Origin of the sequence: Iodobacter violaceini (assembly GCF_011601265.1) — a bacterium.
Classification (GTDB): domain Bacteria; phylum Pseudomonadota; class Gammaproteobacteria; order Burkholderiales; family Chitinibacteraceae; genus Iodobacter; species Iodobacter violaceini.
Genome location: NZ_JAAOLX010000011.1, coordinates 78,153 through 90,079 on the forward strand (window position 1 = coordinate 78,153; position 11,927 = coordinate 90,079).

An 11,927-nucleotide genomic window follows, 5' to 3' on the forward strand; every position below is an offset into this window, starting at 1 on the left:
ATTTTTATAAATAAAATCAATGGTTTAGTTGTTTGCTGTGGTTTTCAATAGCCGTTCACCCCGTGCTGAGCGGCTAATCCTCATTTTGTGATTGCTATCACATTTTTAAATTTAGGGGAGGAGAACAATGCATTTGTCCGTGGCACGATCCATTATGGAAAAGCCCTGGCTTAAAGCTGGACGATAGCTTACACAAACTTTTAGGAGTTCGTAAAATGGCAACTGCAGCAGCACTGACTTATGTACAGAAACTGTATATCGCTTACTATCAACGTCCAGCTGATTACGCTGGCTTACAATACTGGTCTGACCGTGTCGATAAAGAAGGTGTTTCTAATGTTGTAAATGCCTTTGCAACATCACCTGAATCTGTCTCACTTTATGGTTCTTTAGCACTGCAAGCTCAAATTGATGCTGTATATAAAGCAGCCTTTGGCCGTGTTGCTGAAACAGTTGGTCTGCAGTACTACATCAACGAAATCAATTCCGGCCGTTTAACGATTGGTAAAATGGCGCTGGCTATTCTGGATGGTGCAACAGGCTCTGATGCTGCAACGCTGGCATCCAAGCTTGCCGTTGCTGGCGCATATACCGATGCGCTTTCTGATAACGCAGGTATCCTGAAATACGTGGGCGAATCTTCAGCCACTACAGCACGTATTTTCCTGGCTGCAGTTTTACCAAGCACACAGGCTGCGCAAACTGCCGCTATCCCTGCAAATATTGCAACACTGAGTGCTGCAACCTTATTTACCTTAACACCTGGCTTAGATCTGCAAACTGCAGACAGCTTCTTTGCCTCACAAACGATTTTCAATGTGGATGGCAAAGGCCCAACCTTAAACACAGGTGATAAATTATTTGGTACGGCAGGTAAAACCACCAATACCTTAACGATTACTGATTTGTCCCCTGGTACCACCAACGGCAATATTCCTGCCGGCGTTACCCTGACCAATATTCAGAACATTATTTTGAATTCTTCTGGTAATACTGCAGCGGGTACAGGGTTCAGCACTGTTGGCTACGCCGATGTACGCAGCCTGAAAGGCACAACCAACGGCGGTGCAGCCGATGTATTTACGGCAGCGAATGGTGTAAATGGCACAGTAGTTGATGCCACACACAATGGCTTTGCAGGTGCTTTAACCGTGGTTGGCGGTACAGATGTCACTGCTACCTCGGTGGGCGGGAATATTCTGGTGGGTAGCCCTGGTACTGGCCGCGTACCTTTGGCTACGGAAGTGACTACAGGCAAAATTGTTGTTAATCAAAACAACAGTGCTGCAGGTGCCGTGAATGTGTTTGGCGGTACTACCGTTAATGTCACCACCAGCTCTTCTTCAAACAGCGGTGTGATTGAAATTGGTAATACCACAGCCAATACCGGTAACAACACCGCAGGTAAAGTAGCCAATGCATCAGGCAATATCACCGTAAATAGCGCTGGCACAGGCGCTATTACTGTATTTGGCGGTGTGGATGTGTCGATTAACGACACCGCATTAAAAGGTGCAGGCGCAATTACTGTGGGCGATGCAGGCCGGGTTGATTTAACAAACCTGCCTACAGGCAATGTCACTATCAATGAAGTGGCACAAATTGCTTACAACGGCCTGGCTGGCTCTACCAATAACAATACAGCAGCGGGTGCAATTGGTGTGTCTGGCGGTAAAAACGTCACCATCACAACCAATGCAGCCAATGCGGTAAATATCGGTAATTTGGGTGCAGCTAAAGAAAACACACTGAACCCAAGTGGCATCATCAAAGTAACCAACACCGGTATTGTGAATAACGCTGGTGCTACTGGTGCCGTGCTCATTACCGGGGGTACAGACGTTACTGTCAGCACAACAGGTGCAAATGTCACGATTGGCCGTGCAGCCAATGCCGGTGTGGCAGATCAGGTCAGCAATCCAACAGGGAATGTCACGGTTACAGAAACCCTGAATGGCAATGGCTTTGCCCGTGCTGTGGTCATTGATGGCGGCTCCAATGTGACTGTGAATGCTAAAGGTCAGAACGTCACAATTGGTCAGTCTGTTGCCAGCGCACCTACAGGTGCCGTGCTGGTTAATCAGTCTGATATGCTTACAGGTACAGGTGCTTATTTAGCAAGCACCAATGCAGGTAATGTGATTGTGGATGGCGGTACAACAGTTACCGTAAATACCACGGGTGGTGCTGTCACAGTAGGTGAAGTCATTAGCGGGGTGAATACCGTACCAAGCGGTGCAGTTGCAATTACCCGCACCTTCAGCGGCCCGGGTGCTGATACCACTACCGTGCGCGGTGGCTCTACCGTGGCTATTACCACCACTAAAACGTCTGGTGCAATTACTGTGGGTGCTGCTTCTGATGCACTTAATGCGGCAGGTACAGCACTGAAAGACGCTAATCTGGCCCCTACAGGTGATGTAACTATTGCAGATGTGACGTCAGTAGGCAGCATTAACTATCACGGTGTAGGTGTAGTTAATGTAAACACTAATGGTGCAGCCACGGTTTCTGTCCGTGGGGGTAATACTGCAGCGATTAAAGATATTCAGGCTACGCTGGCAACGGGTGGTGGCAATTCAGGTAAAGCAGTGGGTGTCAGCAAGCTGGCTAATGTATCCCTGACTGGTCTGCAAGGTGCTGATGGCGTAGCGATTACATCAGATGCCTTAACAGCGCTGTCGGTGCTCAATACTGAAGGCGGTGCCAACACCATTACTATTACCAACAATACGGCTGCACATGCACTGACGATTACTCAGGGTGCTAATAATAAGAATGTGTGGGATAACGGTGTTGCCACCACAAATAATGTCACTGTGGTTGACAGCAAAGCCGGCACACTGACCATTACAGATAATGGCACAGCTTCCAGCGCCACTCTGCAAGTGGATGCGGCAGCTGCAACGGCGGTTACGGTTAACAATGCGGCAGCGGCTACGCTGAAACTGGGTAACGTTTCTACCGCCATTGCCACCGTAACATTAAAAGGCGCAGGTGCAACCACCTTTGATACCGCCGATGTATTTGGTACAGGTAATTTGGGCAAAGCCATGACGGTAGATGCGTCTGCTGCTACGGGTAATGTCACTTCCTTAATGCAGGCAACCACAACTGCGGCCACTGCACAGAAATATATTGGTGGTAGCGGTGTAGATACGCTCACTGTTAATTCCAATGCATCGGGCTGGGGTAATCTGGTTGCCATTGATGGCGGCGCAGGCACCAGCGATGTACTGGTGGCTAACTATGCTGCAGCTGGTACAGATGTGGCTTTAGGCAGCGCAACTGCGGTGAAAGGCTTTGAAATCTTGCGTCTTGGTGCGCTGGCCAATAGCGCTGGCGGCAGCTACGATGCATCGGGCTTTAATACCGATGTTCAGCTGGGCGCAGTGGCGGGCAATATTACGCTGACTAATCTTGGCGGCGTATTCTCGGTTACAGCCAATACCACAGATAAAACAGTGAGCCTTGCAGGCAGCAACACCACTGCAACAAATAATGCGCTGACGATTAATGTGGGTACGGGTGGTACAACACTGGCAAGCCCAGGTTCGGCAATTCTTGCTGCAGGGGGTGGCTTGGGTACGGGTGCTATTACAGCAAACGCATTCGAAGCGATTACCATCAATGCAAAAGGCGGTTATGTTTCTACAGCCAATGCTACCAGCCTGAATACAGTCACACTGACAGATACAGGTACAGCGGGCGCAGCAACACTGGTGGTAGGTGGCGATCGCGGCCTGGCGCTTACTTCTAACGCGGGCTTTACATCGATCAATGCTTCTACCCATACCGGCACCACAACCAATGACGGCACACTGGTTAATTCCGCCACATCGGTTGATGTCACTGCAGCTAAGGTATCCAATGCAGGTACAACCTTTACGGGGGGTACATCTGTACTGAAAGCCGCTGGTTCTAATGACACCACTAACTTTAAAGCTCTGGTGACATTAACCGGTACAGCAACCAACAACTGGCAAAATGGTGAGACCGCCACAGTAACCATCAATGGTGCAACGTATACCTACACCTCGATTGGTAACAATAGTGCGGCAACTGTTGCAGGCTTACTTGCAGCAGCCATTACTAATGATGCCACTACCAATAATGCACTGGGTAACGTGGTTAAAGGTGGTGCGGGCAGCCCGGCAGTTACGGCTGTTGCAAGTGGTGGCAGTATTGTCTTAACCAAGGCCGCTGCGTTTGAAGTGGGTACAGCAGAAAATGCTGCAAATGCAACGATTGCTGACTCGATTGTGGGCGGACAGCAGCAAATTGTTCTTGAATCCGCTACAGCGATTGGTGGTGCGGGTGCCGGTAATATCACGGTCACCTTTAACGGTGGTGCGGGTGCTATTACTATCGCTGTTGCCAATAACGATACAACAGCACAAATCGCCACTAAAATTGCTGCGGGTATTACCGCCGCAGCGTCTACCGATAAGCCAGGCATTGCTTCGGCCGTGGTGGTGGATTCCACTAAAGTGCTGATTACTGTGCAAGCGGGCGAAATCTCGCAACTGGCAGTAGGCGGTACGGCAGCCTTTGTGGGTGCAGGCGTTGCAACAACAGACAGCACTAACTTTGCTACAGTCGACAATCTGTTTACTTCAGGTGCGGGCGGTGGTGAATACAAAGCTGGCCTGGGTGGCGCATGGAATGCAGTCAGCCATAAGTTCTCCTCAGGTAGTGAAACAGTGAATCTGACTGCTTCAACCGCCAAAGTAGATAAGCTGATCCTGAAAGAAGGCGCAACGCTCACCGACAACGGCAGTAAAGGCGGCGTGACTAAGTTTACCGTTAACAGCCAGTCTGCAAGCGATACCATTACCTTCCGTAATACGGCTGATAATGCTGACCTTGCCAAGACCATTCTGGCTAATTCGGGTACCAATGGGGTGAATAACGTAACGGGTGCCAATACAATGGCAACGGTGCTGGATTCCTCTGGCGCGCTGTTTACCAAGCTGGCTAACTTAACCTACAGCATCAGCAATGGCGTGATTACCTTCGGTGCCACAGGGGGTAATAACCTCTCCCAATTCACTACCAATGAGCTGATCAGCGCAGCGTCTATCCTGGTCAGCAGTGCAACCACGGGTGGTGCAAATAAAGTGGTGGCCTTCTCGTCCAACGGCCGCAGCTATGTAGTGTCGTCTGATAACGGCAATACATTGCAAGCGGGTACTAACAACAACAGCGTGATTGTTGAGCTGAAAGATGTGGCTTCTGTGAAGGGCTTTGGTTCTACCTTCGGTGAAGCCACTGTGGTTGCAACGAATGTAACCAATATCACCGGCTCTGCTGATATTACAACGCTGGCCACAAGCTCCACGCTGGATTACACCGGCTTCTCTAAAGCAACACTGACCGCTGCCGGTACAGCTGCTGCCAATACTAATACCACTAAGTTTACAAACTTAGCCGCCTCAGCCGAGCTGGTATTGAATGCGACAGGTAATACGCATATTGGCTTGCTGGAAACCACGCAAGTGGGCGCGTCTGGCAGCAACAGCCTGACCGTTACACTGCAAACCAATGCCACAACAGTGAATAAGCTGACCGTAACAGGCGACGCTTTAGTGAAATTTGCTGCAAATGGCGCTGCGCACATCGTGCAAGAGCTGTCCGATGCAAGCAATACCGTGAATACCATTCAGGTTACAGGGAATAACGCCTTCACCCTGCTGAAAGAAACCGGTACTGCCTTGAACACCATCGATTCCACTCTGGCTGGTGGCAAGTTTACCTTTGGTAACGGTACCTTCACCAACACCACTACCTTCACTGTTACTGCTGCAGATGCACATAATAATGTGACCTTCAATCTGGCAGCAGGCCAGGCCGCTGATCTCTTCACCAGCGGCTCGGGTCTGAAATTTATTCAGGCTACAGATTCAACTGCTGGTACAGAAGCTGCATCGGTTGGTGCGGGTGTGATTCAGGCAGTGGCTTCAGGCGGCAGCAATACCTTCACTCTGGGTAATGGTGCTAACCAGCTGGTTGCCAACGGTGCAGGTGATGTGATCACAGTGGGTACAGGCTCTAATACCATTGTGGCCACAGGCGCTGGCGATGTATTTAATATCGCTTCGGGTGCGGGTACAACGCAGGTGACTGTGGGTACCGGGGCTACGTTGAATATTGGTACAGCGAGTGTAGCCAATGCGGGTGCTGAAACCGTGGTTGTAACAGGTGCTGTAACAGGCGGTACAACAGCAGCTTACGCAAATACCACGATTAACTTTGCTGCAGGTTCTACAATCACAGGCCATCAAGTCAGCTTTGGTACCACAGCAGATGCCTTCACCTTATTGGGTGCTTCAGTTGCAGCTTCACAAATCAACGTGGCTACAGCGGCTTCTCTGACCGATGCTTTAAACATGGCTGCTAATTACACCTTGCTAACTACTGCACAGGGTACAGACCCAACCGCATCAACTTTAGCTGCTAACACAGGTAAAGTGGATTGGTTCCAATATGGTGGTGACACCTATGTGGTCGCCATGGTGAACAGCACTGGTGCAGCACTGCAGCAAACAGCCCTTGATGCCAACGACATCGTGGTGAAAATCACGGGTCTGGTTGATCTGACTGGCTCTAACTTTGCTGGTGAAGTTTTAACTTTCTAATCTAAGAAAGCCAGGTGGCAGATTCTTTGCCAGCCAACAACCCCGCCCCTTGCAAAGGGGGCGGGGTTTTTTTGCTCTGCTATAAAAAGAGTTACCCTTTTTAAAGGAGAGAATCATGGGCCTGTTGATTACTGCCGCACATTTAAGCGCCATTGCAGGCAAGACCACGCCGCTGATGCCTGGCTTACTTGAATGGATCAATAAGCTGTGCCCGCAGTATGAAATTGACTGCGCTCAGGAATATGCCCATTTTTTAGCGCAAGCCTGCGTTGAGAGCGATCACTTTAAAACGCTGCAAGAATACGCAAGCGGGGCGGCTTATGAAGGCAGGGCAGATTTGGGTAATTGCAAAGCGGGGGATGGTGTTAAATATAAAGGGCGCGGCATCTTTCAAACCACAGGCCGCGCTAATTATTTGCAATTAGGCATTAAAAAAGGCCGCCGGGATCTGTTTATAAATCACCCGGAAATGCTGGAGCAAGCCGAATATGCAGTCTGGAGTGCATGCGAATACTGGGCTGGCCGGCATTTAAATGATGCGGCTAATCATGATGACCAGGATGTTTTAAAGAAAAAATATCATGGCGAAGTATTGGATTTGTCCCCGGTTGAATTTATCAGTATCAGCATTAATGGCGGATACACAGGGATGAAGCAGCGCAAAGCGTATTACCTGAAGGCGCGGCAGGTGTTGCTGAGTTAAGTATTTGATTCTTTTATATTTTAAAAAAATAAGAAGCAGTACACTTATTCCCCGCTTTGAAAAAGGGTGGCCAGGGGGGATTTGCTTTGACGCTGAGCTTAAATAAGCAAAAAACCAAAGGCAAACCCCCCTCAATCCCCCTTTTACCAAGGGGAAAGCGACAGAGCAGAAGTGCCGCCTGAAGTCATCAGGCAACGCCCAGTGCTTTAAGGATTTTTAATTCCTTATCTGCAAAGGTATGAGCCCATTTTCTGAGCTGGCTGAGATTGCCCTCTTCTGAGTCGATGGTTTTACCTTCCAGTAATAATCTTTGCTCCTGCCGCACTAATATCTGCCAGGCATATTGGGCCCATTCTTCGGCCTGATGCATGCCCTCTTGTCTGGCCAGTAAAAAGATTTGCTGAAAGCGGCCAACAGGCACGCCGCCGCCCAGTACCGGGCTGGCCAGGTAGCCTACTTCGTTGCTGGCCCGCGCTTGTTTGCAAAGGTGCAGATTCAGCTGTTCGCACCGGGGTTTGGCTTTGGCAATTTCATCGTCATTCTGAACCGTTACCAGACTGCCGCTGCCGATTAATACATAGATGGCTTGCAAGATTTTCACAAAGCTTTGGCCTGTGATTTGCTCAATGTGCCCCAGTGTCATGATCTGATGATCTGCCAGCGTATCTAAAATAGGGGCATAAACGGCCTCTTGCATATTGGCTTCACCCAGGCTGCCTGTGGCGGTAAGCGACACATCGGGCCGGTGTTGGATCAGGATAATCCGCTGCTGACGCAGTAATTCTGTTTGCTTGATATTGCCCAGCTTGCGCGGGCCACGTACCCAGTAATCACGGCGGAACTGCTGGTTTACCATAAAATCGCGCACTGTTTCGCGGAACATGGCATCGGGGATGTCTTCTAAAAATTGTTGCTGCTCATTGCTTAAATTAATGGAATCAATCTGGTCTAAATAATGAGCGGAGCAGGCAAAGCTCAGCTTGGCTGGCTCCAGCCATTCGGCCATGGTGGAAAAATGCATGGGCAGCCAGTCGCGGTTAAAGTATTCATGCGCTAAATAATGGCGGTTTTGCTCTTTTAGTTTTTTAACCCGCTCGTGCACATGCGGGTTGGCTCTGGCATAGAGCGGCTCGGTAGCCAGCAGTTTTTCAGTGAAATCCAGTGCGCCATTGATGCGGCTGACAATCCCATTGCCTTCAACACCCACCACTTCTGCGTGCTGAGTCATTAAATGCCGCATAGGCGCAAAGTTGGCCCAGCCGGGCTGGGTGTTATAGCTGATGTATAAAACACCGCCCACTTTTAATTTTTTACGAATGAAATCCACAATCGTGCTGCGGTTTTCATCGGAGATCCAGCTCCAGATGCCATGCAGGCCAATGAAATCAAATTCTGGTAAATCATTGCGCGCGGCAAAATCTGCAAACGATTCATCAAACAGCTTTGCTTCTGAATGAGAGGCCCTGGCCAGCTCCTGGGCAAAGCCCGCCTGGGAGGGGTTGAAATCAGTGCCGTACCACTGAATGGTGCTGGCGGCGGCATGCAAATTGGCACTGACGCCCTGACCAAAGCCCAGCTCGCACGCCGTGCCTATTTCGGGGCAGGCCAGCCCGGCACTTAAAAACGCCATTTTCACCCTGTGAGGATTCAGCTCAGCGTAATAGCCATAGGTGTAAGCAATATCTGCAACATAACCTGCCGTCCAGTTACTCATGCTTTATCTCTCTTTTTGAGTGAATCAGGGTGATTTAAATAAAACCAATAAGCGGATTAACTGCGGTCAGGTCTGCACCCGCTTTTGCCCAAGGGCGATGGCCGGGGGCGTGTTTTAGCGTAAGGCCAGGTCCAGGGTGTTTAAGTCTGTTTCCTGCAAAGTGCCTGCATAAAACTTCAGCCGGATATAGCCGCTTAAGTAGGTGTACTGCGCTGCGGTATGTTTTTGCTGTGCTTCAAAAAAGCGGCTTTGGGCGTTGAGTAAATCAACATTGCTGCGCACGCCGGATTGAATTCCTTTGCGGGTTGATTGAATCAGCACATCGCCAGAGCGAACGGCTTCCAGCAGGGCTTTGATTTGTGCCGAGTTTGAGCTGAGATCAAGGTATTGCTGGCGCAGCCCAAGCTCTACCTGCTGCAGCATATTGCGCTGATCTTCACTGGCGGCCGTGTGCTGGGCAACGGCACGCTTGCTGCGGGCATTGATTTCACCGCCTGAAAAAACTGGGATGCTGGCGTAAACCATAATGCTGTTGGATTTGATGACATTATCGACGGTGCTGTAGCTGGGGCTTTCTTCGTAACTGGTGCGTAAGCGCAAATCCACTGTAGGCAGGTGCTGATCATTGCTTTTACTGATTTCCAGCTGAGCCGCATCTACAGAGGCCTGGCGCTCAAACAGCACCGGGTTATATTTTTTTGCCTGCTCCAGCCACTCGTTCAGGGAATAGCGCAGATGCAAATCTGCCTGCATTGCGCTGGGTTTACGGTGGGGCAGATGATTCATCGGCTCGCCCACGGTGACGCTTAGCTCATGCAGCTTGCTGCTGTGTGCGGCCTCTGCCGAAAGGATGTCGGCATCCACAAAATCCAGACGATTCTGGGCTTCATTGACATCGGTGATAGTGCCATAGCCCGCCGCAAACCATTTGCTGGCCTGAGTTTTTTGCTCCTGATACGCCTTTTTTTGCTCGTTTAAGAGCTGCAGCTTATCAAAGGCAAGCTGCACATCCAGGTATTGCTGGGCCAGACGCATAATCAGCTCTTGCTGGCTGCGCTCCAGCGCGTGGTTAGCTTCTTTTTGCTGGAATTCGGCCTGAGATAAATTATCCCATGCCGCCATTTTAAAGAGTGGCTGTACCAGCGTGGCGGCATAAGTCTGGCCGTTATATAAATAGTCTCTTGAAATGGTTTGCGTGTTTTTGCCCACTTCAACATCAAACTCTGTGTTCACCCATTCACGGCTGCCCTGGGCCGAGATTGATAAATTGGGCAGCAGCCCTGCTCTGGCGATGGGGACAATTTCCTGAGCCGCAAGATTCTGAGCTCTGGCGATGGCATAACGGCTGTCGTTTTGTACCGCCTTGGGATAAAGGCTGGCTAATTCTGCCGCATGAAGCGCAGAGCACATAAGCAGTGAGAGTAAGCAGATCCTGGTTCGCATCGAGATCCCCTTATTTTTCTGTGAAGGAAAAGGCAAGGCGGTTAAGCAGTGGGCGCACGATGTAATCAAGCAGGCTGCGCTCGCCTGTTTTAATGATTACTTCGGTGGACATGCCAGGCTGGATGGCGAGTTTTTCCTTACTCAGCTTGGCAAGCCCGTTTTTAGTCACCACTACTTTGGCGCTGAAATAGGCATTGCCACGTGAATCTACAATGCGGTCTGCCGAGATGCTGGTCAGCTCGCCTTCTAAAATGGGGGGCGTGCCTTTATTGCCTAAGGATGAGAAGCGGATATCAGCCAGAAGGCCCGGATGAACCTTATCAATCAGATGGGGAGGCAGCTGAATTTCAATCACTAATTCATCGTTTTCGGGCACGATTTCCATCAGTGTTTCACCGGGGCGGATAATGCCGCCAACGGTATGCACATTCATCCCAACCACGCGGCCCGCAGCGGGGGAGCGTAATACTGAGCGTGACAGATCTTCTTCTTTCGCTTTGATTTCATTGCTCCAGCGATTTAAATCACCCTGGATCTGGCTGTATTGTGTTTCGGCTTCTTTATCAAATTCCTGGGTGCGCTGCAGGATTTTTAAGCTTAATTCACCTTTTTGCCGGCTGGCCTGCTCGATCCGCCCAAGCCCTTCGCCATATTCACCAGAAAGCTGGGCAAATAAGCGCTCCATTTCAAACAGGCGCGAGCGCGGGGCATAGCCATCATTGACCAGCTCTCTTAAACCGGCGATATCTTTTTCTAATAAACTCATTTGCTGTTTACGGCCGTCTTTTAATGCACGCAGCCCGGTGATTTGCTCATTAATCCCTGCAATGCTTTGCTGCAAAATATTGCCTTCATTAATTAATACCGTGCGGCGGGTATCAAATAATTGCATTTGCGTATTCATGATTTCTTTAGCTTGCGGATTTGTGGCTTTAAGCAGCTTTTCATTAAAGCTGATTTTTGGCGCGTGTTTCAGCTCTGCATAAAGCCGGTCTGCCAGGGCCTGTGTTTGCCAGTAATTATTTTGTACTGTGGATAACACCGCATTAATCTGGGTTTGATCGAGTAAAACCAAAGGCTGATTGACTTGTACTTCTGCGCCTTCTTTGACCAGTATTTTAGAAATCATTCCGCCTTGTAAATGTTGAATGGCTTTGCGTTTACTTTCTACAGAGACCACACCATTGGTGGGTACGCCTTCATCTAATGGGGCAAATATCGCCCAAATTAAAAAGCCACCCAAGCCAAATAAAAGAATAAATAAGCCCAGACGGGTGACTGACCTGGTATCTGTTAATGCATCATTCACATCGAGTATGGGTTCGGGTGATTTTTTTGTGGCTAGTTTCAACATGGCTCAACCCTTTTAATCAATAAAGATAAAGTGATTATTTTTTGCTCAGGCCTGCAGCCGGATAAAGCGGGATAT

5 protein-coding genes are annotated in these 11,927 nt (G+C 49.6%); 2 read left to right on the forward strand and 3 right to left on the reverse strand.

Annotation, left to right across the window (positions count from 1 at the left end; genetic code table 11):
* Nucleotides 1-215 precede the first annotated feature (215 nt).
* Both HA050_RS18295 and HA050_RS18300 read left to right on the forward strand, forming a co-directional pair.
* A complete protein-coding gene (locus HA050_RS18295) occupies nucleotides 216-6,638 on the forward strand; it encodes a DUF4214 domain-containing protein (RefSeq protein ID WP_166829381.1) in 6,423 nt (2,140 codons plus the stop codon).
* Nucleotides 6,639-6,753: 115 nt separating this feature from the next.
* Nucleotides 6,754-7,341, forward strand: coding sequence for a glycoside hydrolase family 19 protein (locus HA050_RS18300; RefSeq protein ID WP_166829384.1), 588 nt, complete (start codon nucleotides 6,754-6,756; stop codon nucleotides 7,339-7,341).
* A 187-nt stretch (nucleotides 7,342-7,528) separates the two neighbouring features.
* Here the strand turns inward: HA050_RS18300 and HA050_RS18305 are convergent, their stop codons facing one another.
* The 3 genes from HA050_RS18305 to HA050_RS18315 all read right to left on the reverse strand — a co-directional run bounded on the left by HA050_RS18305 (nucleotide 7,529) and on the right by HA050_RS18315 (nucleotide 11,852).
* Nucleotides 7,529-9,055 carry a class I SAM-dependent methyltransferase gene (locus HA050_RS18305; protein WP_166829386.1) on the reverse strand — a complete coding sequence of 509 codons (1,527 nt, stop codon included), beginning with the start codon at nucleotides 9,053-9,055 and terminating at the stop codon, nucleotides 7,529-7,531.
* Between the two features lie 114 nt (nucleotides 9,056-9,169).
* Entirely contained in the window at nucleotides 9,170-10,498 is a 1,329-nt protein-coding gene (locus HA050_RS18310; protein ID WP_166829389.1) for a TolC family outer membrane protein, read from the reverse strand.
* A gap of 10 nt (nucleotides 10,499-10,508) precedes the next feature.
* Nucleotides 10,509-11,852, reverse strand: coding sequence for an HlyD family type I secretion periplasmic adaptor subunit (locus tag HA050_RS18315; RefSeq protein ID WP_166829392.1), 1,344 nt, complete (start codon nucleotides 11,850-11,852; stop codon nucleotides 10,509-10,511).
* Nucleotides 11,853-11,927 lie beyond the last annotated feature (75 nt).

What these genes read in the sequence shown, in the direction of transcription:
- HA050_RS18295 (WP_166829381.1), top strand. Translation starts at nt 216, where the DNA reads ATGGCAACTGCAGCAGCACTGACTTATGTACAGAAACTGTATATCGCT.
- HA050_RS18300 (WP_166829384.1), top strand. Translation starts at nt 6,754, where the DNA reads ATGGGCCTGTTGATTACTGCCGCACATTTAAGCGCCATTGCAGGCAAG.
- HA050_RS18305 (WP_166829386.1), bottom strand. Translation starts at nt 9,055, where the DNA reads ATGAGTAACTGGACGGCAGGTTATGTTGCAGATATTGCTTACACCTAT.
- HA050_RS18310 (WP_166829389.1), bottom strand. Translation starts at nt 10,498, where the DNA reads ATGCGAACCAGGATCTGCTTACTCTCACTGCTTATGTGCTCTGCGCTT.
- HA050_RS18315 (WP_166829392.1), bottom strand. Translation starts at nt 11,852, where the DNA reads ATGTTGAAACTAGCCACAAAAAAATCACCCGAACCCATACTCGATGTG.